This is a genomic window from Streptomyces sp. GL_140 (assembly GCF_057834465.1).
Genome location: NZ_CM174404.1, coordinates 1,571,532 through 1,594,862, shown reverse-complemented (window position 1 = coordinate 1,594,862; position 23,331 = coordinate 1,571,532). Strand labels below are relative to the sequence as shown.

The 23,331-nt window shown below is 71.7% G+C and carries 23 protein-coding genes and 1 riboswitch; of the genes, 15 read left to right on the top strand and 8 right to left on the bottom strand.

All coding sequences use genetic code 11. The features are described 5' to 3' along the window. Positions 1-70 precede the first annotated feature (70 nt). Both AC3IYJ_RS07390 and AC3IYJ_RS07385 read right to left on the bottom strand, forming a co-directional pair. Positions 71-181, bottom strand: coding sequence for a putative leader peptide (locus tag AC3IYJ_RS07390; protein WP_489400534.1), 111 nt, complete (start codon positions 179-181; stop codon positions 71-73). Positions 182-280: 99 nt separating this feature from the next. Beyond that, positions 281-988 carry a GNAT family N-acetyltransferase gene (locus AC3IYJ_RS07385; RefSeq protein WP_489400533.1) on the bottom strand — a complete coding sequence of 236 codons (708 nt, stop codon included), beginning with the start codon at positions 986-988 and terminating at the stop codon, positions 281-283. 105 nt (positions 989-1,093) lie between these two features. Between AC3IYJ_RS07385 and AC3IYJ_RS07380 the strand changes: the two genes are divergently transcribed. The 4 genes from AC3IYJ_RS07380 to AC3IYJ_RS07365 all read left to right on the top strand — a co-directional run bounded on the left by AC3IYJ_RS07380 (position 1,094) and on the right by AC3IYJ_RS07365 (position 4,535). After that, positions 1,094-1,216: a hypothetical protein gene (locus AC3IYJ_RS07380; protein ID WP_489400532.1), complete on the top strand. Its 123-nt coding sequence runs from the start codon at positions 1,094-1,096 to the stop codon at positions 1,214-1,216. A 53-nt stretch (positions 1,217-1,269) separates the two neighbouring features. Next, positions 1,270-1,728 carry a hypothetical protein gene (locus tag AC3IYJ_RS07375; protein ID WP_489400531.1) on the top strand — a complete coding sequence of 153 codons (459 nt, stop codon included), beginning with the start codon at positions 1,270-1,272 and terminating at the stop codon, positions 1,726-1,728. Between the two features lie 223 nt (positions 1,729-1,951). Next, positions 1,952-2,761: a carbon-nitrogen hydrolase family protein gene (locus AC3IYJ_RS07370; RefSeq protein WP_489400530.1), complete on the top strand. Its 810-nt coding sequence runs from the start codon at positions 1,952-1,954 to the stop codon at positions 2,759-2,761. A gap of 76 nt (positions 2,762-2,837) precedes the next feature. Beyond that, complete coding sequence (locus tag AC3IYJ_RS07365) at positions 2,838-4,535, top strand: flavin monoamine oxidase family protein (protein ID WP_489400529.1); 1,698 nt, start codon at positions 2,838-2,840, stop codon at positions 4,533-4,535. A gap of 242 nt (positions 4,536-4,777) precedes the next feature. On the opposite strand, the gene AC3IYJ_RS07360 is transcribed toward AC3IYJ_RS07365, so the two are convergent. The 3 genes from AC3IYJ_RS07360 to AC3IYJ_RS07350 form a co-directional block, all read right to left on the bottom strand. Beyond that, entirely contained in the window at positions 4,778-5,428 is a 651-nt protein-coding gene (locus AC3IYJ_RS07360) for a DUF5995 family protein (protein WP_489400528.1), read from the bottom strand. 76 nt (positions 5,429-5,504) lie between these two features. Further along, complete coding sequence (locus AC3IYJ_RS07355) at positions 5,505-6,917, bottom strand: uracil-xanthine permease family protein (protein WP_489400527.1); 1,413 nt, start codon at positions 6,915-6,917, stop codon at positions 5,505-5,507. 70 nt (positions 6,918-6,987) lie between these two features. Further along, positions 6,988-8,202: an MFS transporter gene (locus AC3IYJ_RS07350; RefSeq protein WP_489400526.1), complete on the bottom strand. Its 1,215-nt coding sequence runs from the start codon at positions 8,200-8,202 to the stop codon at positions 6,988-6,990. A 64-nt stretch (positions 8,203-8,266) separates the two neighbouring features. Between AC3IYJ_RS07350 and AC3IYJ_RS07345 the strand changes: the two genes are divergently transcribed. Next, positions 8,267-9,418, top strand: a complete 1,152-nt coding sequence (locus AC3IYJ_RS07345) for an ROK family transcriptional regulator (protein ID WP_489400525.1) — start codon at positions 8,267-8,269, stop codon at positions 9,416-9,418. 51 nt (positions 9,419-9,469) lie between these two features. Here the strand turns inward: AC3IYJ_RS07345 and AC3IYJ_RS07340 are convergent, their stop codons facing one another. The 3 genes from AC3IYJ_RS07340 to AC3IYJ_RS07330 form a co-directional block, all read right to left on the bottom strand. Continuing rightward, entirely contained in the window at positions 9,470-10,207 is a 738-nt protein-coding gene (locus AC3IYJ_RS07340) for an SDR family oxidoreductase (RefSeq protein WP_489400524.1), read from the bottom strand. 54 nt (positions 10,208-10,261) lie between these two features. Beyond that, positions 10,262-11,167, bottom strand: a complete 906-nt coding sequence (gene sigJ, locus AC3IYJ_RS07335) for an RNA polymerase sigma factor SigJ (protein WP_489400523.1) — start codon at positions 11,165-11,167, stop codon at positions 10,262-10,264. Positions 11,168-11,339: 172 nt separating this feature from the next. Then, positions 11,340-13,724, bottom strand: a complete 2,385-nt coding sequence (locus AC3IYJ_RS07330) for a chitinase C-terminal domain-containing protein (protein ID WP_489400522.1) — start codon at positions 13,722-13,724, stop codon at positions 11,340-11,342. A 437-nt stretch (positions 13,725-14,161) separates the two neighbouring features. Next, a riboswitch (FMN riboswitch) is annotated at positions 14,162-14,291 on the top strand. A 251-nt stretch (positions 14,292-14,542) separates the two neighbouring features. Between AC3IYJ_RS07330 and ribD the strand changes: the two genes are divergently transcribed. From ribD to AC3IYJ_RS07280, 10 genes are all read left to right on the top strand, one after another. After that, positions 14,543-15,649 (top strand): bifunctional diaminohydroxyphosphoribosylaminopyrimidine deaminase/5-amino-6-(5-phosphoribosylamino)uracil reductase RibD, encoded by a 1,107-nt coding sequence (ribD, locus tag AC3IYJ_RS07325; RefSeq protein ID WP_489402728.1) that lies wholly within the window; start codon positions 14,543-14,545, stop codon positions 15,647-15,649. Further along, complete coding sequence (locus AC3IYJ_RS07320; RefSeq protein WP_489400521.1) at positions 15,650-16,273, top strand: riboflavin synthase; 624 nt, start codon at positions 15,650-15,652, stop codon at positions 16,271-16,273. It begins immediately after the preceding gene. Beyond that, positions 16,270-16,923: a nicotinamide mononucleotide transporter family protein gene (locus AC3IYJ_RS07315; protein ID WP_330295323.1), complete on the top strand. Its 654-nt coding sequence runs from the start codon at positions 16,270-16,272 to the stop codon at positions 16,921-16,923. Before AC3IYJ_RS07320 ends, AC3IYJ_RS07315 begins: the two co-directional genes overlap by 4 nt. Then, positions 16,920-18,221: a bifunctional 3,4-dihydroxy-2-butanone-4-phosphate synthase/GTP cyclohydrolase II gene (locus AC3IYJ_RS07310; RefSeq protein WP_489400520.1), complete on the top strand. Its 1,302-nt coding sequence runs from the start codon at positions 16,920-16,922 to the stop codon at positions 18,219-18,221. The genes AC3IYJ_RS07315 and AC3IYJ_RS07310 overlap by 4 nt, the downstream gene beginning before the upstream one ends. Before the next feature lie 53 nt (positions 18,222-18,274). Beyond that, complete coding sequence (ribH, locus tag AC3IYJ_RS07305; protein ID WP_007262951.1) at positions 18,275-18,760, top strand: 6,7-dimethyl-8-ribityllumazine synthase; 486 nt, start codon at positions 18,275-18,277, stop codon at positions 18,758-18,760. Positions 18,761-18,818: 58 nt separating this feature from the next. Next, positions 18,819-19,100 (top strand): phosphoribosyl-ATP diphosphatase, encoded by a 282-nt coding sequence (locus AC3IYJ_RS07300; protein WP_489400519.1) that lies wholly within the window; start codon positions 18,819-18,821, stop codon positions 19,098-19,100. A gap of 105 nt (positions 19,101-19,205) precedes the next feature. Next, a complete protein-coding gene (gene hisG, locus AC3IYJ_RS07295) occupies positions 19,206-20,054 on the top strand; it encodes an ATP phosphoribosyltransferase (RefSeq protein ID WP_389696226.1) in 849 nt (282 codons plus the stop codon). 64 nt (positions 20,055-20,118) lie between these two features. Further along, positions 20,119-20,580, top strand: a complete 462-nt coding sequence (locus AC3IYJ_RS07290) for a PH domain-containing protein (protein WP_489400518.1) — start codon at positions 20,119-20,121, stop codon at positions 20,578-20,580. 200 nt (positions 20,581-20,780) lie between these two features. Next, positions 20,781-22,142: a hemolysin family protein gene (locus tag AC3IYJ_RS07285; protein ID WP_489400517.1), complete on the top strand. Its 1,362-nt coding sequence runs from the start codon at positions 20,781-20,783 to the stop codon at positions 22,140-22,142. Continuing rightward, positions 22,139-23,182: a hemolysin family protein gene (locus tag AC3IYJ_RS07280; RefSeq protein ID WP_489400516.1), complete on the top strand. Its 1,044-nt coding sequence runs from the start codon at positions 22,139-22,141 to the stop codon at positions 23,180-23,182. The genes AC3IYJ_RS07285 and AC3IYJ_RS07280 overlap by 4 nt, the downstream gene beginning before the upstream one ends. The last annotated feature ends 149 nt before the right edge of the window (positions 23,183-23,331 follow it).

The following is a 23,331-nucleotide window of genomic DNA, read 5'->3' as shown; positions in this document are numbered from 1 at the left end:
CCTGATCAGGCGGGCGGGCTGGCGGGCGGCGCGGCGAAGGGCGCGCGGATCGCGGAACTCGGAACGCTGATCAGGGACGACAGAGGGAAGCGGCGACCCGCTGGAGGTCGATGTGCGCGCGGGAGTGCAGGTGCACCGTGCGGCTCGGGCTGACAGGGTCACTGCTGGTGCGTACGGTCATGCCCTGCCACCTCCTCCGGTCGTTCTTCCGACGCTAGGTCAGAGGAGGCCGGGCCACAACGCCCGCAGGGCCGATCCGTGTTAAGCCTTCGTGTCCGTGTTAAGCCTTCGTGTCGGGAGTGCGAAGCCCGATGAAGAACGGCTCCCGGCGCAGGGTGAACCCCATCGCCTCGTAGAGGGCGATCGCCGAGGTGTTCTGCGCGGCCGCGTGCAGGAACGGGTCGTCCCCGCGCTCCTCCACGGCGGCCACCACCGCCCGGATCAGCCGCCCGGCCAGCCCCTTGCCCCGGTGCTCGGGGTGCGTGCACACCGCGCTGATCTCCGACCAGCCAGGCGGGCGCATCCGCTCACCGGCCATCGCGACGAGGCGTCCGCCACTGCGGATCCCCAGGTACGTGCCCAGCTCGACGGTGCGCTCGCCGAACGGGCCGGGCTTGGTCAGCGCCACCAGCTCCAGCATCTCCGGCACGTCGGCGGGCCCCAGCAGGACCGCCTCCGGCTCCTCCCTGCCCGCCACCGGCCGCCCGTCCAGCTGTACGCCCGGCAGCGACAGCAGGGTCTCCCAGCCGGGCGGCGGGGTCGGCAGCCCGGTCACCCAGACCTCCTGACCGGGCCCGACCAGCTCGGCCAGGTCCGCCCAGGCGTGCGGGTCCTCGGGATCGCAGAGCGCCGCGAAGGGCGACACGCCCGCGGCGTAGCGGGCGGCCAGCCCGGCGGGCCCGGTTTCGGCGAAGCCCCGGTGCGGGCCATCGAGCGCCTCCCAGACGGGATTGTCGAGGACGCTTCCGGGCCGGAACTGGGCGGACATGGGCGGAGCTTCCTTCCATCGTGCGGGCACTCTTGACGGCCTCAGGCGGTGCCATGAGACTGCCAACGTCAGCCTAACGGGGGCCGCGGACACGAGGGGGACCCGGTGGACCAGCTCACCACGCCGCCCGCACCCCTCCGCCGCTCCTGGCTCACCCGCCGTCTGCACATCGACCTTCTCCGCGTCTGCAGCGCCTCGGCCCCGGCCTTCTCGATCCCGGCCGTCTAGACACACCGCCGAGCACGCGCGCCAGTACATACGCAGGCAGACAGAGGAGAACCATGTCCCAGACCCATGTCCAGACGCATGCCCAGCCCCAGGTCCACCCCCAGGTCCACCCCCAGGCCCCGACCCAGCCCCAGGCCCGCCCCCGGCCCGAGGCGGCCGCGCGGTCGCTGCGCGGGCGGATCGGGGCCGGGTTCTCGCCCGTCCCGCACCGGTACCGGATCTTCCTCGCCGCCGACGACTGTCCGCACTGCCGCGGTGTCGCAGCCGCACTTGCCGAACCGGGGCTCCGCGACGCCGTCGCCGTGACCGTCCTCGTGCCCGGCAGCGACACCGCCGGGCACGAGGCGCTCCGCCGCGCGTACGAGGCCTCCGGGCACCACCACGACGGCCCGCTCACCGTCCCCGCCCTCTGCGACGGCTGGAGCGGCCGGGTGGTGTCCAACCACACCCCCGACATCCTGGAGGACCTGCGCCGCCTCAGCGCGGACCCGGCCTTCCGCGAGGCCTCGTAGGGCTGCCGTCGGGGTCGCGTTTGGGGCCGCCGCAGGGGTCTCCGTAGGGCCCCGGCCGGGCCTCGGGGGACGCCCGCGCAGGGCCCGCGCAACGAATCGCCGGGTCCGCCCGGCAAGACGCAACGAATCGATGCGCGGAGCGCAACGGTCACGGCTTGTCGGGGTCGAACGCGCGAACGTACCGTCTTATGACCCCCACCCCTCCTGCCACAGAGGTACGCCCATGCCCCCGTTGCGCACCGCCCTCCTGCAGAGCTCCGGACGGCTCGGCGACACCGCCGCCAACCTGAAGGCGCTCGACGAGGCCGTGGCACGCGCCGCACAGGCGGGGGCCGGGCTCCTCGTGACCTCGGAGATGTTCCTGACCGGCTACGCGCTGGAGATCGAGGACATCGCCCGGCTCGCCGAACCGGCCGACGGCATGTCCGCCCGCGCCATCGGCGAGATCGCCCGCCGCCACGGGGTGGCCGTGCTCTACGGCTACCCCGAGCGGGACGGCGCGGCCGCCGACACCGTCTACAACGCGACCCAGCTCATCGGCCCCGACGGCGACCGGCTGGCGAACTACCGCAAGACCCACCTCTTCGGCCGCTTCGAGCAGGACGCCTTCACCCCCGGAGACGTCCCGGTCGTCCAGGCGGAGCTCGGCGGACTGCGGATCGGCCTGATGATCTGCTACGACGTGGAGTTCCCCGAGAACGTACGGGAGCACGCGCTCGCCGGCACCGACCTCCTCCTGGTGCCGACGGCGCAGATGCACCCCTTCCAGTTCGTCGCCGAACAGCTGGTACCCGTACGGGCCTTCGAGAACCAGATGTACATCGCGTACGTCAACCGGACCGGTCCGGAAGGCGAGTTCGAGTTCGTCGGGCTCAGCTGCCTGGCCAGTCCCGACGGGGTCACCCGCACCCGCGCCGGGCGCGGCGAGGAAATGGTGATCGGCGAGGCCGACCCCGAACTGCTGCAGGTCTCGCGCGAGACCAACCCGTACCTGCGGGACCGCCGCCCCGGCCTGTACGCCTCGCTCGTCTGAGCCTTCCGGCCCGGCTCCCCTCCGGGCCCTCCAAGCCTTCTGCCCCCCTGCCCCACCCCGCTAGGAGTCGTACCCCATGACGTCCACGGTGCCCACCACCGCCGTCCCGCACAGCGACGGTCAGCCGCCGATCACGATGTTCGGTCCGGACTTCCCCTACGCGTACGACGACTTCCTCGCGCACCCGGCGGGCCTCGGCCAGATACCGGCGACCGAGCACGGCACCGAGGTCGCCGTCATCGGCGGCGGACTGTCCGGCATCATCTCGGCGTACGAGCTGATGAAGATGGGCCTCAAGCCCGTCGTCTACGAGGCCGACCAGATCGGCGGCCGGCTGCGCACGGTGGGCTTCGAGGGCACCGGCACGGACGAGCTGACCGCGGAGATGGGCGCGATGCGCTTCCCGCCGTCCTCCACGGCGCTCCAGCACTACATCGACCTCGTGGGCCTGGTCACCGAGCCCTTCCCGAACCCGCTCTCCCCGGCCACCCCCTCCACGGTGGTCGACCTCAAGGGCGAGACGCACTACGCCGAGACCATCGCCGACCTCCCGCAGGTCTACCGCGACGTCGCCGCCGCGTGGAACGCCTGCCTCGAAGAGGGCGCCGACTTCTCCGACATGAACACCGCGATGCGCGAGCGGGACGTCCCGCGCATCCGCGAGATCTGGGCGAAGCTCGTCGAGAAGCTCGACAACCAGACCTTCTACGGGTTCCTCTGCGAGTCGGAGGCCTTCCAGTCCTTCCGCAAGCGCGAGATCTTCGGCCAGGTCGGCTTCGGCACGGGCGGCTGGGACACCGACTTCCCGAACTCGATCCTCGAGATCCTGCGCGTCGTCTACACCGAGGCCGACGACCACCACCGCGGCATCGTGGGCGGCTCCCAGCAGCTCCCGCTGCGGCTGTGGGAGCGCGAGCCCGAGAAGATCGTCCACTGGGCGCAGGGCACCTCCCTCTCCTCGCTCCACGGGGGCACCCCCCGCCCGGCGGTGACGCGCCTGCACCGCACCGCGGGCAACCGCATCACGGTCACGGACTCCTCGGGCGACATCCGCACCTACCGTGCGGCGATCTTCACGGCCCAGTCCTGGCTGCTGCTCTCCAAGATCAGCTGCGACGACTCGCTCTTCCCGATCGACCACTGGACGGCGATGGAGCGCACCCACTACATGGAGAGCTCCAAGCTCTTCGTCCCGGTCGACCGCCCGTTCTGGCTGGACAAGGACGAGGAGACGGGCCGCGACGTCATGTCGATGACCCTCACGGACCGCATGACCCGCGGCACGTACCTCCTGGACAACGGCCCTGACAAGCCGGCCGTCATCTGCCTGTCCTACACCTGGTGCGACGACAGCCTGAAGTGGCTGCCGCTGTCCGCGAACGAGCGGATGGAGGTCATGCTGAAGTCCCTCGGCGAGATCTACCCGAAGGTCGACATCCGCCGCCACATCATCGGCAACCCGGTGACCGTGTCGTGGGAGAACGAGCCCTACTTCATGGGCGCCTTCAAGGCCAACCTGCCGGGCCACTACCGCTACCAGCGGCGCCTGTTCACCCACTTCATGCAGGACCGCCTCCCCGAGGACAAGCGCGGCATCTTCCTCGCGGGCGACGACATCTCCTGGACGGCGGGCTGGGCGGAGGGCGCGGTCCAGACGGCGCTGAACGCGGTCTGGGGCGTCATGCACCAGCTCGGCGGCGCCACGGACGCCACGAACCCCGGCCCCGGCGACGTCTACGACGACATCGCCCCGGTCGAACTCCCCGAGGACTGACCCCTCCCGACCACCCCTCGGAGCGCGCCCCCACCCCCGGCCGCTCCGGCCCCGACCACGGGCCGCCCCCGCGCACGAACGCGGCGGCGGCCCGTTCTCATGTCCGGCGTCGGTGCCGGGGCCGGAGCCCCGCCGGGCCTGGAAAATCCAGCCCCGCCGGCGTTCGAGGCACGGGGGTCCGGGGGCTGGCCCCCGGGGAACGGTGGAAGGGTGGGTAGGGGACCAGGCCCGCGCAGCGGGGGTCAGGCCGTCGGAGTCAGCAGGCAGCGGCCGACCAGGCCTACGCCCGCGTCGAGGGACTCGGTGAACTCCTCCGCCAGATCGGGGGAGCGGCGCAGGGACCAGAGGAGGCGGGCCGAGGCCCAGGCTCCCGCGCGGGCCCGTTCCAGGCTCCACGCGCCGAGCAGGTGCGTCAGCGGATCCGCGATCTCCAGCAGGTCCGGGCCCGGCATCAGGTCTTCCCGGATGTGCTCCTCCAGGGAGACCAGCGTGTCACCGACCCGGTCGAAGTCCGCTTCGAGCGCGGCCGGATCGCAGTCCAGGAGGTGGCAGGTGGATACCACCGCCAGCGCCAGGTCGTGGCCGATGTGAGCGTTGATCCCGGCCAGCGCGTGCTGCAGCGGCCGGATCCCGGGGTGTCGGCGGTACTGCAGGAGCGGCCGCCAGCACGCAGGGGCCCGGTCCGCCTCCACCGCCGTCAGGTAGCGCTCCGCGAAGCGGACGCTGAGGGTCTCCGCCCGGCGCGGAGAGGGGAACGCACCGTGCGCGATCCGCTCGTGGAGCGTCTGCGTCACCGTGAGGTACACCCGGTTGAAGACGGCGACACCGTCCCGCTCGGGGAGCCGCTCGTCCAGGGCGCGCATCCGCGCCAGCACCGCTTCCATGGGGGCCATGACAGGCAGGTTCGCAGTCGCGGGCCGGGATCAGGGGAACTTGGCCGTACGCTTCGCCGGTTCGGGCGAAACTCCGTCAACCCCGCTTGTCGTCGGCGCCCGCGCCCGCGGCCCCGTCCGTCCCGTCGTACGCCGAGGTGCCCGAGTCCAGCAGGGGTTCCTGCTGCTTCAAGTGCGCCGGGGCGAAGTACCGCAGGGCGTGGTAGCCGGTGATGACGACGATCGTGCCGAGCGCGATGCCGCCCAGTTCGAAGCTGTCGCTGAAGTGCAGCTTGACCCCGCCGACGCCGATGATGATGCCGGCCGCGGCGGGCACCAGGTTCAGCGGGTTGCGCAGGTCCACCCGGCCGTTGATCCAGATCTGCGCGCCGAGCAGGCCGATCATGCCGTACAGGATCACGGTGATCCCGCCCAGCACCCCGCCGGGGATCGCGGCGACGACCGCGCCGAACTTCGGGCACAGGCCGAAGAGGAGCGCGAACCCGGCGGCCGCCCAGTAGGCGGCGGTCGAGTACACCCGGGTGGCGGCCATGACACCGATGTTCTCGGAGTAGGTGGTGTTCGGCGGGCCGCCGAGCGCCGTGGAGAGCATGGAGGCGGCGCCGTCGGCCGCGATGGCCGTGCCCAGCTTGTCGTCGAGCGGGTCGCCGGTCATCTCGCCGACGGCCTTGATGTGCCCGGCGTTCTCCGCGATCAGGGCGATGACCACCGGCAGCGCGATCAGGATCGCCGACCACTCGAAGGCCGGCGCGTGGAAGGACGGCAGGCCGATCCAGTCGGCCTTGCCGACCCCGGACAGGTCGAGCCGCCAGTGGTCCACGGCCTCCGGCCCGCCCATCGTGGAGTGGATCTTGCCGAAGACCAGGTCGAAGATCCAGGAGATGCCGTAGCCGAAGACCAGGCCGAGGAAGATCGCGATCCGGGACCAGAAGCCCCGCAGGCACACCACGGCGAGCCCGGTGAACGCCATGGTCAGCAGCGCGGTCCACTGGTCCTGGGGCCAGTACGTGGAGGCCGTCACCGGCGCCAGGTTGAAGCCGATCAGCATCACGACCGCGCCGGTCACCACCGGCGGCATCGCCGCGTGGATGATCCGTGCCCCGAACCGCTGGACGGCCAGACCGGACAGGAAGAGCGCCGCGCCGACCACGAAGACCGCGCCCGTGACGACCGCGCTGTCCCCGCCGCTCGCCCGGATCGCCGCGGCGACACCCACGAACGAGAGCGAGCAGCCCAAGTACGAGGGGATCCGGCCGCGGGTTGCGAGCAGGAAGATGACGGTGGCGACACCGGACATCATGATGGCGAGATTCGGGTCCAAACCCATCAAAACGGGTGCAACGAAACTTGCGCCGAACATTGCAACGACGTGCTGGGCGCCCAGCCCGGCGGTCCGCGGCCAGGTCAGCCGCTCGTCCGGCCGCACCACCGCGCCGGGGGCGGGGGTCCGCCCGTCTCCGTGCAGGGTCCAGCGCACGCCGAGGCCCATGTCCCACCACTTCCGTCTATCGGTCCGGTCAAGCGTCAAGCTACGAGGCCGCAGGCGGCCAGGCGACATATTACGGCCGGATAGCAGCAGGTTCGTCCTGGTTGGAGGCGGAGGCCCCCGCCGCCACCGGCCGCTGCCGCAGTACGGTCGCACCCAGGATCAGTGCGAACGCCAGCAGCGTGACCAGTCCGAAGGACACCACGAGGGAGGTCGCGTCGGCCACCGCGCCGATCGCCGACGGGGCGATCAGGCCCGAGGTGTACGTGATCGTCGCGACACCCGCGATGGCCTGCGCCGGGGCCGGACCGCTGCGGGCAGCTGCCGCGAAGGCCAGCGGGACCACCACCGCGATGCCGAGCCCGATCAGCCCGAAGCCCGCCATGGCCGCGGCCGGTTCCCGGACCGTGACGACGAGGAGTCCGCCCGCGGTGGCCAGTACCCCGCCCGCGCGGACCGTCCGTACCGCCCCGAACCGGTCGACGACCCTGTCCCCGACGAGCCGGGCGAGGGCCATGGTCAGCGCGAAGGCCGTGGTGGAGGCGGCGGCGAGGCCCGCGTCCGTGTGCAGCACGTCCCGCAGGTACACCGCGGACCAGTCCAGGCTCGCGCCCTCCGCGAAGACCGCGCAGAAGCCGATGGCCCCGATGAACAGCGCGGACTTCGGGGGCAGCGCGAAGTGCGGCGGGGCCTCGGCGTTCGCCTCGGACCGAAGGTCCAGGACGCCCCCTACGGCGACCAGCCCGATCGCCGTCAGGGCGAGCGCGGCGATCAGGTGGTGGAGACGGGCGTCGGTGCCGGTGTGCGCGGCGAAGGTGCCGGCGACCGAACCGATCAGGGCGCCCACGCTCCACATGCCGTGCAGGGAGGACATGATCGAGCGCTTCAGCCGGTTCTCGGTCTCCACGCCGAGCGCGTTCATCGCCACGTCGGACATGCCGGCGGCGGCCCCGTAGAGGAAGAGCACGAGGCAGAGCGTCACCAGGTTCGGGGCGAGGCTCGGCAGGATCAGGGCGAGGGTCCACAGGGACAGCAGCACCCGCAGGGCGGTGCGGGCGCCGAGCCGGTGGTTGATCCGCCCCGCCAGCGGCATCGTCAGCGCGGCGCCGACGGCGGGGAAGGCGAGGGCCAGGCCCAGGCTGCCCGCGCTGAGCTGCGCGTGGTCCTGGATCCAGGGGATGCGGGTGGCGAAGGAGCCGGTCACCGCACCGTGGGCGCAGAAGGCGGCGGCGATGGCGAAGCGGGCATGGCGCAGTCGCGCCGGGCTGAGGTCGGTTTCCCCGGTCATGACACGTAAACTATCAGGGACCCTGCCTGATGGTTAGTCCCCCGGGGACTCATAAGATGGGCGCGTGACTGCTGCCAGGGTCCTGACCCCCACCGCTCCGTCTCCCGCCTCCCCGAGCACGGCGCGGGCCATCAACGACCGGCTCGCCCTGCGGCTGCTCCAGGACGAGGGCGCGCTGACGGCCCCCCAGCTCAAGCAGCTGACCGGCCTGTCCCGCCCGTCCGTCGCGGACCTGGTGGAACGGCTCACCGAGGCCGGACTCATCGAGGTGGTCGGCGAATCGGGCGAACAGCGGCGCGGACCCAACGCCCGGCTCTACGGGATCGTCGCGCGGCGGGCGTACCTCGCCGCACTGGACGTACGAGTGGACAGTGCGACCGCGGTCGTCACCGACCTCCTCGGAAGGCCGCTGGCCGAGGCGGCGCTGCCCGTCGACGCGGTGGAGGAGGCAGTCGACCGGCTGCGGGAACTCGCCCGGGAGGCGGGCACGGAGCAGCTCCACACGGTGGTGATCGGAGCACCGGGCCTGGTGTCACCGGGCAGCGGCGAACTCGGCAGCACCATAGGGCTGCCCGCCTGGCACCGGGACCTGGTGGCGGCACTGCAGCGGCGGCTGCCGGCGACGGTCGTGGTGGAGAACGAGACCAACCTGGCGGCGCTGGCCGAACAGCGCCTCGGAGCCGCCCGGGACGTGGACTCCTTCGTGCTGCTGTGGCTCAGCGAGGGGGTGGGAGCGGCGGTGGTCCTCGACGGACGGCTGCGCCGCGGAGCCTCCGGCGGGGCGGGTGAGATCGGCTTCCTCCCCGTGCCGGGCGCCAAGGGGCTGCCTTCGGCCACCAACTGCGAAGGCGGGTTCCACTCGCTGGCCGGGCGCGGGGCGGTGGCCGCGCTCGCGGCGGAGCACGGCTTCGACGGGACCGCCGAGGAGGCGGTCGCGGGCGGCGCCGGTCCGGCCTTCCTCGACGCGCTGGCGGAGCGGCTCGCCCTCGGGGCAGCGGCGGTCGCGGCGATCCTGGACCCCGGCTGCGTGGTGCTCGGCGGGGAGCTCGGGCGGGCGGGCGGGTCGGAGCTGGCCTCCAGGGTCGCCTCGCGGCTCGCCGTGCTGAGCCCGGTCCCGCTGGAGGTCCGGGCGAGCACCCTGGGCGATCCCGCGGTGCTCCAGGGCGCCCGGCTGGCCGCCCGCGAGGCCGCGCAGGCGACGCTCTTCGGGGCCTGACGGCCCGGCCCCTGCTCCTGACCTTGCCCCTGACCCCACCCCGCCGTCGGCCTACCGGCGGGCGGTCAGGAACTCGGCGAAGGTGCCCCGGCCCACCGCGTGCGAGGGAGTCAGGTGGCCGCCCCGCTTGAACCCCGCGTACGCCTTCCCCGCCAGCGGGACCGCCAGCAGCGGGCGGCGCTTGCCGGTCGCCGCGAGGTAGGCGCGGGCCGCCTCCTCGAAGGTGAGGACCTCGGGGCCGCCCATGTCCGGGACCCGCCCGGCCGGCGGCCCCGCCGCCAGCTCGGCCAGCCGGTCCGCGACCTCCTCGACCGCGATCGGCTGCCCGCTGACCCCGGCGGGCAGCGGCATCACCGGCAGCTTCGCCACCGTGGCCAGCGCCTGGGCCACCAGGTCGTGGAACTGGGTCGTCCGCAGGATCGTCAGGCCGAGCCCCGACGCCTCCAGCATCCCCTCCACCTTCAGCTTCGTCCGGTAGTACGGGAGCGGGACCTCGTCCACCCCAACGATCGAGATGTAGACGACGTGCCCGACCGTCCCGGCCCGCTCGGCCGCCGCGATCAGGTGCCCGGCCGCCACGTCGTCACCTCCGCGCGGGCTGCTCGCGCAGTGCACGATCACCTGCGCGCCCGCCATCGCCGCGTCGAGACCGCTGCCGTCCCGCAGGTCGACGGGGAAGTCCGGTGCGTGCCGGCTCAGGACGCGGACCTCGTGGCCCGCCGTCCGCAGCCGTTCCACGACCGGCCTGCCCAGGGTTCCGGTGCCTCCGGTGACGAGGATGGTGCTCATGGTGTCCGTTCCTTTCCGCGGGCGATGCGTTCACCAGCTGGGACCGGACAGCCCTCAGGAATGTGACAGCTGGCGCTGGAGGAATTCCAGCTTCGCCGGGTTCATCACCGCCCGCGCGTCCTGGACCAGCCCGTCCTCGAACTCCACCTGGAGGATTCCGACCCCGCCGACGACCAGCGCCGGCTCCCCGTTGACCTCCGCGAAGGAGAACGGCAGGTCGCCGGAGTACTTGCGCAGGATGCCCAGCAGGAAGCGCGCCACGTTGTTGCGGCCCTCGACCGGCCGGCGCGCCGCACTGACCACGCCGCCGCCGTCGGAAACGAACCGGGCGTCGGCCGCCAGCAGCCCCTCCAGCCGGGCCAGGTCCCCGCTGTTCGCGGCTTCGAGGAAGCTCTCCACCAGGCCCTGCCACTGCGCCGGGTCCGGCTGGAACCGCCGCTCGGGAGCCTTCGCCGCGCTCACCCGTCCCACCGCCCGCCGGTAGAGCTGACGGCAGTTGGCCTCGGTGAGGTCGAGGAGCCCGGCGATCTCCCGGTGGCTGTACGCGAAGGCCTCGCGCAGTACGTACACGGCGCGCTCCATGGGAGTGAGCTGCTCCAGCAGCACGAGCAGGGCCATGGACACGCTGTCCCGCTGCTCGGCCGACTCCAGCGGGCCGAGCGCGCCCTCCGCGGTGAGGACCGGCTCGGGGAGCCAGGGACCCACGTACTCCTCGCGCCGGGCCCGCGCCGAGGTGAGGTGGTTGAGGCACAGGCGGGTGACGACCTTGGCGAGCCAGGCGCCGGGGTGCTCGATGGGTTCGGGGGGTTCGCGGTCGACGGCCGAGCTCCAGCGCAGGTACGCGTCCTGGACGGTGTCCTCGGCCTCGGAGGCCGAACCGAGCATGCGGTAGGCGATGGCGAACATCCGGGGCCGGTGCTGCTCGAAGTCCGCGACGGAGGCGGTCACATGTGCGATCACGGCACCAGCCTACGAAGTGCCCGTACGCGATCGCACGCGCCCGTACGCGAACGTGCGAGGACCCGGTGGCCGCCGGGCCACCGGGTCCTCATGTCTTTCCCCTGAAGTCACCATGAAAACTGGAAATGATGGAAATAGAGGAATCAGGGTCTTTCATCCGCCGCCTGCACGGTCAGCAGGCGCCCTGGTCCTTCCAGACGCCCCAGTCACCGGTGGTGCCGGGCTCTTCGTTCTGCGTCCACCACTGGGCCTTCCAGTTGTGGCCCTTGTGGGAGACGAGCGTCCCGCCCGTGTACACGTTGCCCGCGACGTAGGCCGGGTTGGCGCAGGTGCCGCCCGGAGGAGTCGTGGGAGGCGTCGTCGGGGGAGTGGTCGGCGGCGTCGTGGGCGGGGTGGTGGGAGGCGTGGTCGGCGGAGTGGTGGGCGGTGTGGAGCCGCCGCCCGGCTGCACCAGGGTCGTGCCGCGTGCCAGGTCACCGGCGAGCGCGTACGTCGTGCCGGAGATGTTCACGGTCCAGTTGGAGGGGGTGGACACCGGCAGGTAGTAGTTGAAGGCGAGGTCCACAGAGGCACCGGGGGCCAGCGTCTGCCAGGACGGGAGCTTCAGGGAGACCCGCTGGAAGTCGCCCTTCAATCCGCCGACGTTGCTCCCGGTGTGACCGCTGGAGATCACCTTCGTGCCGAAGCCGGACTGGTCGGAGGCGTTGTTCGGGGCCGAAGTGCCGTAGTCGAACTGGAACTCCGTACCGCCGGGAAGCGTGGCGTTCGTGTTGTTGGTGATCTTCAGCTTCGGGGTGATCGGGTAGTTGGAGTCGCCGAGCTTGAACTCGGTGAACTCCGTCTTGATGTCCACGGCCTGGGTCGGCAGGGCGGCGCCGGCCTTCTTCGAGCCGTAGGGGGTGGCCGACTTGAACTTCTGGTACATCGCGTCCGTCAGGGTGTCGCCCATCTCGTACTGGCCCTTGGCCGCGTTGTACGAGTAGTCGCCGGCGAGCTCCCAGACCATGGTGCCGCCGATGCCCTTGTCGACCACGTAGTCGGCCTTGGCCTTGACGGACTGCTCGTCCTCGGTGGAGAGGAAGACCTTCTTCGCGTCGTTCCACAGCCACGGCGCCACCAGGGTGGAGTCGTACTTGCGGACGTAGGCGCCGGTCAGCTTGGTGTCGGCCGGGAAGCCGTACTTGGTGACGTAGTCACCGACGACCCCCTTCTCCAGGTTCTTCGCGTGCCACATCGGGTTGGACCCGGCCGGGGCTTCGACGCCGTTGCTGTCGAGGTCGTGCCAGAGGTTGTCGATGCCGACCGCGCCGTCGCCGCACTTGGTCAGACCGGCGCCCGCCGGGCAGTTCGTGGCCGGGGCCTTGCCCCACAGGCCGTCCGTGCCGCCCTGCACGTTCTTGAAGCCGCGGGTGTAGTACGGCAGGCCCATGTTGATGCGGCCGGCCGGCATGGAGCCGCGGAAGTAGTGGTAGGCCCAGTCGGTGTTGAGGTAGCCGATGCCGCCGTACTGGGAGGTGGAGTAGACGCCGGCCGCGGCGAGTTCGCCGTCCTTGCCGTCGTCGAAGAGCGAGGCGTTCGGACCGACGAACTCGTTCCAGGCGCCGTGCAGGTCGTAGGACATGACGTTGACGTAGTCCAGGTACTGCTGCATCTGGAACGTCTCCATGCCCCGCAGCAGGTAGCCGGAGGAGGGGGCGGCGACCGAGAGCAGGTAGTGCTTGCCGTCGGAGGCGCCCGCGCGGTCGAGCTTCTCGCGCAGCGACTTCATCAGGGCCGCGTAACCCTTGACCAGACCGGCCCGCCGGGCGTTGGACAGCTGCCAGTCCAGCGGGTTGCCCGAGTCCTTCATGGTGGTCGGGTACTCGTAGTCGATGTCGACGCCGTTGAACCCGTACTTGCGGATGAACTCGACGGAGGAGTCCGCGAAGGTGTCGATGCCGGCCTGGTTGACCGAGCCGTCGGCGTTGGTGGCCATCGAGTAGAAGCCGCCGGAGGCGACGCGGTTGCCGTCGTCGCCGAAGTAGCCGCCGGTCTCGGCCCAGCCGCCGACCGAGATCAGGGTCTTGACGTTGGGGTTCTGCTTCTTGAATTTGTTGAGCAGGTTGAAATTGCCCTTGTAGGGGAGGGCGGGGTCCATCTCGGCGCCCGCGACGCCCGGCCAGGTCATCCCGGTGGCGGAGTTGTTCGCGTTGTCCGCGCCGACCGAGATCTTGTTGTTGCCGTCGACGTGGGCGAAGGCGTAGTTCAGGTGGGTGACCTTGGACCACGGGATGTTGTTGGGCAGGTAGGCGGGGGTGCCGTCCTTGCCCGTGCGCCAGCCGGTGAAATAGCCGATGACGCGGCGCTGGTGGTCGGCGCCCATCTTCTCGCGGCCCTCGGCGTCGTAGACCGAGCAGTACGGGACGTCGACGCCGGGGGTCTTGTACAGACCGTCGGGGCGACAGGATTCGTTGTCGGCGGCGTGCGAGACGCCCGCCGAGAGGCCCGCGACCAGCAGTCCGGCGATTGCGGCGCCGGACGTCAGGAGCATGGCTCTCGTCCGTGTGGGGGACAGCATTGTGCCTCCTGGGGAGGGGAGGATGGCAGGACACAACAGGCTGGTACGTGGTGCGTGTTGGCCCGTGACGTGCGCACATCTGACGGGCTGTCTCCCGGGGAAGATGAAGGGAACGTTAAGAGGACTAGACCAACCCGTCAATAGGTCTGGACCAAAGCAGCCGAGGCGGCGGGGTCGTACGGGGGTGTGAGGGGGACCATGAGGGGGGTCGCGGGAGAAGTCGCGCGCAGGTGCGGGGCGGGGCCGCGGGAAGGGGCTGCGGGGAGGGCTGGGGGGTGGGCTGCGGGAGGCGTCGCGCCCGGTGTCCGGATGCCGGGAGGGCTCTGCCGGATGGCGCAATGGAATCGCTCAAGAGAGGGTGATGTGTGACCCAGGCCACATTGACTCACTCGCGTGGCCGCCGATCACCCGTGGCACACTGGCTGCAGTACCAGTAGCAGCGCACTCCGGGGTCGGTGTAATTCCGAACCGGCGGTATAGTCCGCGACCCGTCCGCAGCCAGCGGCCGGTTGACCAGGTGAAATTCCTGGACCGACGGTTAAAGTCCGGATGGGAGGCAGTGCGCGGCGGGCCAGTCACCGGTACGCCGCCGTCGGCGGTTCCATCGGCGCATCCCTCGGGACGCGCGACCGAGGGGACCGTGTTTTCGGCCTCGGCGTCCCCGCGTGTGCTACCCGCTTCATCTGTCGTATCCCGACAGGCCCCGGAGTCCGTGCCCGATGAGGCAGGAGGACCCGGTGGCGACAGACGCCGACGCGCAGTACAGCGGCACATCCGACGGCGATGCCCGTGACGGCCGTGCCTTCGACGTGCGGGCCATGGCCCGTGCCATCGAGCTCGCCGCCCGCGGAACCGGCTCCACCAGCCCCAACCCGGTCGTCGGGTGCGTGATCACCGACGCCTCCGGCGCCGTCGTCGGCGAAGGCTGGCACGAGCGGGCCGGCGGCCCGCACGCCGAGGTCCACGCCCTGCGCGCCGCAGGCCCCGCCGCCCGCGGCGGCACCGCCTACGTCACCCTCGAACCCTGCAACCACACCGGCCGTACGGGGCCCTGCGCGCAGGCGCTCATCGAGGCCGGAATCACCCGCGTCCTCTACGCCGTCCCCGACCCGAACCCGCAGGCCAGCGGCGGGGCCGACACCTTGCGCGCCGCCGGGATCACCGCCGAGGCCGGGCTGCTGCGCGCGGAGGCCGAGGAGGGCAACGCCCCCTGGCTGACCTCCGTACGGCTCGGGCGCCCGTACATCCTGTGGAAGTACGCGGCCACCCTCGACGGCCGCGTCGCGGCCGCCGACGGCACCAGCCGCTGGATCAGCTGCGCCGAGTCCCGCGCCGACGTCCACCGGCTGCGCGCCGAGGCCGACGCCGTGGTCGTCGGCTCCGGCACGCTGCGCGCCGACGACCCGCACCTCGCGGTGCGCGGACCCGACGGCGTCACCCCCGGCGGCCAGCCGCTGCGGGTGGTCCTCGACACCCACGCCACCATCCGGCCCACCGCCCGGGTGCTGGACGACGCCGCCCCGACCCTGGTGGCCGTCGCCGAGGACGCCGATACCCGCCACCTGGCCGGAGTGGAGCTCGCCCGGCTCCCGTACGACAGGTACGGGATCTCCGTGGACGCCCTGCTCGGCGAGCTCCACCGGCGCGGGGTCCGCTCCGTGCTCCTCGAAGGCGGCCCGACCCTGGCCGGGGCCTTCGTCGCCGCGGGCGTGGTCGACAAGGTCGTCGGCTACCTCGCCCCCGTCCTCCTCGGCGCCGGACCGAACGCCCTCGCCGACGCCGGCATCGGCACCCTCACCGAAGCGCTCCGGCTCCGGATCACCGAGACCGTCCGCATCGGCACGGACATCCGTGTCACCGCCGTCCCGGTGGTCCAGTCCGTCCCCACCGTCCTGACCTCCCACACCGCCCTCAAGGAGCACTGAGTGTTCACCGGAATCGTCGAAGAACTGGGCGAAGTCACCGCCGTCGAGGAACTCCCCGAGGCCTCCCGCTTCCGCCTGCGCGGCCCCCTCGTCACCGAGGGCGCCAAGCACGGCGACTCCATCGCCGTCAATGGCGTCTGCCTGACCGTCGTGGAGACCGCCGAGGGCGAGTTCACCGCCGATGTCATGCAGGAGACCCTCAACCGCTCCAGCCTGGGGGCGCTGACCAAGGGTTCCCGGGTCAACCTGGAGCGCCCCATGGAGCTGGGCGGACGCCTCGGCGGCCACCTGGTCCAGGGCCACGTGGACGGCACCGGCGAGATCCTCTCCCGCACCCCCTCCGAGCACTGGGAACTCGTCAGGATCGCGCTCCCGGCGAACCTCTCCCGCTACGTGGTGGAGAAGGGCTCCATCACCGTCGACGGCGTCAGCCTCACCGTGGTCGAGGCCGCGGCCGACTGGTTCACCATCAGCCTCATCCCGACCACCCTCGCGCTGACCACCCTCGGCATCAAGGAGGCCGGCGACCCGGTCAACCTGGAGGTCGACGTCCTCGCCAAGTACGTCGAGCGCCTGCTGGCCGCCGGAGTCGACCCGCTCCACACCACGGGGGAGTCGAAGTGAGCGCCCTGACCTGGCTCAACACCGAGGCCTTCGAGGTCTTCGGGCAGAAGGTCATCTGGTCCGACATGATCGGCAACCTGATCGGCCTGGGCGCCCTCGCCCTCGGCTGGCGCCGCTCCATATGGACCTGGCCCGCCCAGCTCCTGTCCGGCCTGATACTCGTCGGCGCCTACGCCTCCGCGCACCTCGCCGGCGGAGTCGGCAAGCAGCTCCTCGTCATCGGCGTGGCCGTGTGGGGCTGGCGCGCCTGGCAGCTCGGCAAGCAGAAGGCCCAGGACGGCTCCATCGCCGTCCGCACCGCCACCTGGAAGGAGCGCGGGCTGCTGCTGGCCGGCGCGGCCGCCGGGACCCTGGCCGTCGGAGGCCTCTTCACCCTCGTCCCGAGCCTGTCGTGGAGCCCGTGGGCCGACGCCTACATCTTCGTCGGCACCATCGTCGCGATGGTCGCCCAGGCCCGCGGCCTGGTCGAGTTCTGGTTCGCCTGGCTCCTCGTCGACCTGGTCGGCGTCCCCCTCGCCTTCAACAGCGGACTGGCCTTCTCCGGCCTCGTCTACGTCGTGTACTTCGCCCTCGTCGTCTGGGGTGCCTACGACTGGTACCAGCGCTCGCGCACCACCCCCGCCCCGGCCCTGGAAGGAGCAACGGCATGACCTCCCTGAACCCCGTCCTGACGCCCGTGCCCGACGCGAGCGACTCCGAGCCCTTCCGGCTCGACCCCGTCGAGCAGGCCATCCGGGACATCGCGGCCGGCCGCCCGGTCGTCGTCGTGGACGACGAGGACCGCGAGAACGAGGGCGACCTCGTCATCGCGGCCGAGAAGGCCACCCCCGAGACCGTCGCGTTCATGATGAGCGAGTGCCGCGGCCTGATCTGCGCCCCGATGGAGGGCCCGGAGCTGGACCGGCTCGAACTCCCGCAGATGGTCCACCACAACACCGAGTCGATGCAGACCGCCTTCACGGTCTCCGTGGACGCGAGCGCCGCGCACGGGGTCACCACCGGCATCTCGGCCGCCGACCGCGCCACCACCCTGCGGCTGCTCGCCGACGGAGTCTCGGGCCCCGGCGACTTCGTCCGCCCCGGCCACGTCTTCCCGCTGCGCGCCAAGTCCGGCGGGGTCCTGGTCCGCAACGGCCACACCGAGGCCGCGGTCGATCTCGCCCGGCTCGCGGGGCTGCGTCCGGCCGGCGCCATCGTGGAGATCGCCGGCGAGGACGGCGTCATGCTGCGGCTGCCCGAGCTGATCCCCTTCGCCCGCAAGCACGGCCTGACGATCATCTCCATCGAGGACCTGATCGCCTACCGCCGCTCCGCGGAGCCGACCGTCCGCCGCGAGGCCGAGGTCAGCCTGCCGACCTCCTTCGGCCAGTTCACGGCCTACGGCTACCGCTCCACCGTCGACGGGGTCGAGCACGTCGCCCTCGTCCACGGCGAGATCGGCGACGGCGAGGAGGTCCTGGTCCGGATGCACTCCGAGTGCCTGACCGGCGACATCTTCCAGTCGCAGCGCTGCGACTGCGGCCCCCAGCTGCACGCGGCCATGGAGCGGGTCCAGGCCGCGGGACGCGGCGTGATCGTCTACCTGCGGGGTCACGAGGGCCGCGGCATCGGACTGCTGTCCAAGCTGCGCGCCTACGAGCTCCAGGAGCGCGGCCGCGACACCCTCGACGCCAACCTGGAACTCGGCCTGCCCGCCGACGCCCGCGACTACGCCGCCGGCGCCCAGATGCTCGCCGACCTCGGCGTCCACAGCGTCCGGCTGCTGACCAACAACCCCGACAAGGCGGAAGCCCTCGTCCGGGGAGGCATCAAGGTCTCCGACCGGGAGCCGATGCCCATGGAGGCCGGCGAGCACAACCTGCGCTACCTGCGCACCAAGCGGGACCGAATGGGCCACGACCTGCCCTGGCTGGACGCGGCCACCACGTCCGCCTGCGGCAACCAGTAGAACCACATCTACAAACCGACCGACGTACACACAACGCAACGAGGAGCAGAGCTGTGAGCGGCAAGGGCGCACCCGAACTGAGCGTGAAGAACTGCGGAGACCTGCGAGTCGCCGTGATCGCGGCCCAGTGGCACGAGAAGGTCATGGACGGCCTGGTGGACGGCGCCCTGCGGGCCCTGCACGAGCTGGGCATCGACGAGCCCACCCTGCTGCGCGTCCCCGGCAGCTTCGAGCTCCCGGTCGTGGCGAAGGTGCTCGCGGGCCGCGGCTACGATGCCATCGTGGCCCTCGGCGTGGTCATCCGCGGCGGAACCCCGCACTTCGACTACGTCTGCCAGGGCGTCACCCAGGGCCTGGTACAGGTGTCGATCGACACCGGAGTCCCCGTCGGCTTCGGCGTACTGACCTGCGACAACGACGAGCAGGCACTGGACCGTGCCGGACTCGAAGGGTCGAACGAGGACAAGGGGCACGAAGCGGTCACCGCCGCCGTCTCCACTGCCATGACCCTGCGCACCGTCAGCGAGCCCTGGCGGTAGTCCAAGGAATGAACCCCGGCACCGGGGGCCCCGGGTGAACCCTTACTCTGAAGGCATCATGGCGAACACACCCACCAAGAGCTTCGAAGAACTCTTCACCGAGCTCCAGCTCAAGGCCGCCAACGGCGACCCCAGCACCTCCCGTACCGCCGAGCTCGTCTCCAAGGGCGTCCATGCCATCGGCAAGAAGGTCGTCGAGGAGGCCGCCGAGGTCTGGATGGCAGCCGAGTACGAGAGCAAGGAAGCCGCCGCCGAGGAGATCTCCCAGCTGCTCTACCACGTCCAGGTGATGATGGTGGCGCGCGGAATCTCCCTCGACGACGTCTACGCGCACCTCTAGACCGGAGCAGTCCGCGCGGGCCCCGGCACACGCTGCCGGGGCATCCGCACGCCCCGCACACGTAACCAGCACACCCTTTCGCACCTACGCACCAAAGGAAGCCCCATGCTGCGCATCGCCGTCCCCAACAAGGGTTCTCTCTCCGGACCGGCGTCGGCGATGCTCCATGAGGCCGGCTACCGGATGCGCAAGGAGTCCAAGGAGCTCGTGGTCGTCGACCCCGACAACGAGGTGGAGTTCTTCTACCTCCGCCCCAAGGACATCGCGATCTACGTGTCCTCCGGCAAGCTCGACATCGGCATCACCGGCCGCGACCTGCTGCTCGACTCCGGCGCCAGCGCCGAGGAGATCCTGCCGCTGAACTTCGGCCGCTCGACCTTCCGCTACGCGACCATCCCCGGCACCGCGAAGGGCCCCGAGGACTTCCACGGGATGACCATCGCGACCTCGTACGAGGGAATCGTCGCCAAGCACCTCGCCGACAAGGGCATCGAAGCCTCCGTCGTCCACCTCGACGGCGCGGTCGAGACCGCCATCCAGCTCGGCGTCGCCCAGATCATCGCCGACGTGGTCGAGACCGGCACCAGCCTGCGCAACGCCGGCCTGGAGGTCATCGGCGAGCCGATCATGACCTCCGAGGCCGTGGTCATCCGTGGCAACGGCACCGACCCCGAGGACCCGCGCGCGCAGCAGTTCCTGCGCCGCCTCCAGGGCGTCCTGGTCGCCCGCAGCTACGTGATGATGGACTACGACTGCCGCGCCGAGCACCTGGAGCGCGCGGTCGCCCTGACCCCGGGCCTGGAGTCGCCGACCGTCTCCCCGCTGCACAACGAGGGCTGGGTCGCCGTCCGCGCGATGGTCCCCGCCAAGGAAGCCCAGCGGATCATGGACGACCTGTACGAGCTCGGCGCGCGCGCGATCCTCACCACCTCGATCCACGCCTGCCGCCTCTGACGGCGGGGGCAGCCGCCCCGCGCCGCCGTACCCCACTGGCACCACCCGAAGGCATCTGACGAACATGGCCGACGCCGCCCAGCCCGTACCGCCCACCCTGCCGGTCACCTTCCGGCCGACCCGCACCCGGGCCGTCCTGCTGGGCGTCGGCCTCGCCATGTTCCTCACCATCACGGCCATCGCCCTGGTCCTCGACACCCTGCACCCGGGCGAGCGGATCAGCTTCATCTTCACCGCCGTGCTGCTGTCCTCCGTCCTCGTCCTGCTCAGCCGCCCCAAGGTGGTCGCGGACGAGGGCGGGGTCACGGTCGTCAACCTCACCAACACCCGCCGCCTGGAGTGGGCGCAGATCGTGCGCGTCAACCTCCGCCCCGGCGACGCGTGGGTCTTCCTCGACCTCAGCGACGGCACCAGCCTGCCCGCCCTCGGCATCCAGCCGGGGGTCGCCAAGGCCCAGGCGATCGCCGACGCCCGCGCCCTGCGCGCCCTCGCCGACGCCCGCGGAACCGGTTCAAAGAACGACTGACCCCGCCCGACCTCGTCGCTGCGTCCCATTGCGGGGACGATCTCAGTGACTACCCTGGTACGGGGGCGCGACAGTGCGCCCTCCCACCGGCCCCGGGATCCCGCGGCCCGTGGACACCTGCGACTTGAGGAGTGACTCCCTCCAGCAATGGACGGATCGTCCGGTAGTACCCGCGCCGCCCTCCCAGTGGAGGCGGCGGCATGACCATCCCGCTACTCCTGCTCACGGCGGCATTCGCCCTGATCCTCGCCAACGGTTTCTTCGTGGCAGCCGAATTCGGCCTCGTCACGGTGGAGAGACCCGAGGCCGAACGAGCCGCCGCCGAAGGCGACCGCCGTGCCCGCACGGTCGTCAACGCCCTGCGGGAGCTGTCCTTCCAGCTCTCCGGCACCCAACTCGGCATCACCATCACCTCCCTGGTCGTCGGCATGCTCGCCGAACCGGCCCTCGCCGCCCTGCTGGCCGGGCCGCTCGAAGCGACCGGCCTCCCCAAGGGCGCCGTACCCGGCGCCGCCGTGGTCATCGGCATGCTGCTCGCCTCCGCCGTCCAGATGGTCGTCGGCGAGCTCGTCCCGAAGAACTGGGCGGTCTCCCGGCCGCTCCAGGTGGCCCGCTTCGTCGCCGGCCCGCAGCACGCCTTCTCCCGGGCCTTCCGGCCGGTCATCGCGGCCCTCAACGCCATCGCCAACCGGCTGGTCCGCGCCCTGGGCGTGGAGCCGACCGAGGAGATGGCCTCCGCCCGGACCCCCGGCGAGCTGGTCTCCCTGGTCCGCCATTCGGCCCAGGCCGGCGCCCTGGAACAGGACACCGCCGACCTCTTCGTACGGACCATCTCGCTGGGCGAGCTCACGGCCCAGCTGGTCATGACCCCCCGGGTCAGGGTCAAGGCCCTCCAGCACACGGCCACCGCGGCCGACGTGCTCAACCTGACCCGTGCCACCGGCCTGTCCCGCTTCCCGGTCTACCGCGAGCGCATCGACGAGATCACCGGGGTCGTCCACCTCAAGGATGCCCTCGCCGTGCCCGAGTCCGACCGCGCCCGCACCAGCGTCAGCCGGATCTGCGTCGCCCCGCTGCTGGTGCCCGGCTCCCTGCCGGTGCAGCCGCTGCTGGAACGGCTGCGCAGCGAACAGCCCATGGCCGTGGTCGTCGACGAGTACGGCGGCACCGCCGGGGTGGTCACCCTGGAGGACATCGTCGAGGAGCTCGTCGGCGAGGTCCGCGACGAGCACGACATCGCCGAGGACGGCAGCCCGGAACTGGCAGCCGTGCCCACCGAGGACGGCCGCCCCTCCTGGGAGGCCGACGGCAGCTGCCGGGTGCAGACCCTGCGCCGGATAGGCCTTGAGGTCCCCGAAGGCCCCTACGAGACCGTCGCCGGCCTCGTCGCCGACCTGCTCGGCCGCATCCCCGCCCCCGGGGACCGCGCCGAGCTCCCCGGCTGGAAGCTCTCCGTCCGCCAGGTCGGCCGCTTCCGGGCCGAACGGGTCCGCCTCGTGCGCACCGCCCCGCTGGGCACGGTTCCCGCCCCGGCCGAACTGCAGTCGGCGGGTGTCCGGTGAACGCGCTCCAACTCCTCTTCGCCCTGCTCCTCGTCCTGGCCAACGGCTTCTTCGTCGGAGCCGAGTTCGCACTCGTCTCCGTCCGCCGCAGCCAGATCGAGCCCCTCGCGGCCGGCTCCAAGCGGGCCCGCCAGGTGCTCCACGGGCTCGAGAACCTGCCGCGCATGATGGCCGCCGCGCAGTTCGGCATCACCATGTGCTCGCTCACCCTCGGCGCGGTCGCCGAGCCGACCGTGGCCCGGCTGCTGGAGCCCGTATTCCACGCCGCGCACGTGCCCGAAGGCCTGATCCACCCCCTCGGCTACGCGTTCGCGCTCGCCGCCGTGGTCTTCCTGCACCTGGTCATCGGCGAGATGGTCCCCAAGAACCTCGCCATGGCCGCACCCGAGAAGACCGCGCTGTGGTTCAGCCCTGGCCTGGTGGCTTTCGCCCGCGTCTGCGGGCCGGTCACCACGGCCCTCGGAGCCTGCGCCGCGCTGGTCCTGAAGCTCTTCAAGGTGGAGCCCAAGGACGAGGTCGAGGCCGTCTACACCTCCGCGCAGCTGGGCCGGCTGCTCAAGGACTCCCGGCAGGCCGGGCTCCTGGAGCCGGTCGAGCAGGAGCGCCTGGAGGACGCGCTGGAACTGGGCAGTCGCCCCGTCACCGACGTCCTCCTCGCCCGGGACCGGCTCGTCACCGTCGGCCCCTCCGTCACCCCGCGCCAGATCGAGCAGCTGACGGTCCGCACCGGGTACTCCCGGTTCCCCGTCCGTGCCGAGACCGGTGCCTTCATGGGCTACCTGCACGTGAAGGACGTACTGGACCTGGAGGAGCGGGAACGGGCCGTGCCGCAGCGCGTCTGGCGCCGGATGACCACGGTCTGCTCGACGCTCCCGCTGGACGACGCCCTCAGCGTCATGCGCCGCGACGCCACCCACCTGGCGCAGGTCGCCGACCCGTCCGGCCGGGTGCTGGGCCTGGTGGCCATGGAGGATGTCCTGGAGACCCTGGTCGGCGAGGTCCGCGACCCGGCCCACCGGGGGTACGCGCGGAGCGTGTAGGCGGCGGCCGGAGCGGGGGCCGGACGGGCTGGATTTGCCGCGCAGCGGCAAATCCAGCCCGTCCGGCGTTTGAGGACCGGGTCCGGGCAGCGCCCGGGGAAGGGTGGAACTGGGGGTCCCCCCGGACGGAGTCTGGGGGATGGGGCGGG

Bases quoted from the DNA above. Each gene is read 5' to 3' on its own strand.
- AC3IYJ_RS07390 (WP_489400534.1), bottom strand. From the start codon at position 181: ATGACCGTACGCACCAGCAGTGACCCTGTCAGCCCGAGCCGCACGGTG.
- AC3IYJ_RS07385 (WP_489400533.1), bottom strand. From the start codon at position 988: ATGTCCGCCCAGTTCCGGCCCGGAAGCGTCCTCGACAATCCCGTCTGG.
- AC3IYJ_RS07375 (WP_489400531.1), top strand. From the start codon at position 1,270: ATGTCCCAGACCCATGTCCAGACGCATGCCCAGCCCCAGGTCCACCCC.
- AC3IYJ_RS07370 (WP_489400530.1), top strand. From the start codon at position 1,952: ATGCCCCCGTTGCGCACCGCCCTCCTGCAGAGCTCCGGACGGCTCGGC.
- AC3IYJ_RS07365 (WP_489400529.1), top strand. From the start codon at position 2,838: ATGACGTCCACGGTGCCCACCACCGCCGTCCCGCACAGCGACGGTCAG.
- AC3IYJ_RS07360 (WP_489400528.1), bottom strand. From the start codon at position 5,428: ATGGCCCCCATGGAAGCGGTGCTGGCGCGGATGCGCGCCCTGGACGAG.
- AC3IYJ_RS07355 (WP_489400527.1), bottom strand. From the start codon at position 6,917: ATGGGCCTCGGCGTGCGCTGGACCCTGCACGGAGACGGGCGGACCCCC.
- AC3IYJ_RS07350 (WP_489400526.1), bottom strand. From the start codon at position 8,202: ATGACCGGGGAAACCGACCTCAGCCCGGCGCGACTGCGCCATGCCCGC.
- AC3IYJ_RS07340 (WP_489400524.1), bottom strand. From the start codon at position 10,207: ATGAGCACCATCCTCGTCACCGGAGGCACCGGAACCCTGGGCAGGCCG.
- AC3IYJ_RS07330 (WP_489400522.1), bottom strand. From the start codon at position 13,724: ATGCTGTCCCCCACACGGACGAGAGCCATGCTCCTGACGTCCGGCGCC.
- ribD (WP_489402728.1), top strand. From the start codon at position 14,543: ATGGCCCGTGCCATCGAGCTCGCCGCCCGCGGAACCGGCTCCACCAGC.
- AC3IYJ_RS07310 (WP_489400520.1), top strand. From the start codon at position 16,920: ATGACCTCCCTGAACCCCGTCCTGACGCCCGTGCCCGACGCGAGCGAC.
- AC3IYJ_RS07300 (WP_489400519.1), top strand. From the start codon at position 18,819: ATGGCGAACACACCCACCAAGAGCTTCGAAGAACTCTTCACCGAGCTC.
- hisG (WP_389696226.1), top strand. From the start codon at position 19,206: ATGCTGCGCATCGCCGTCCCCAACAAGGGTTCTCTCTCCGGACCGGCG.
- AC3IYJ_RS07290 (WP_489400518.1), top strand. From the start codon at position 20,119: ATGGCCGACGCCGCCCAGCCCGTACCGCCCACCCTGCCGGTCACCTTC.
- AC3IYJ_RS07285 (WP_489400517.1), top strand. From the start codon at position 20,781: ATGACCATCCCGCTACTCCTGCTCACGGCGGCATTCGCCCTGATCCTC.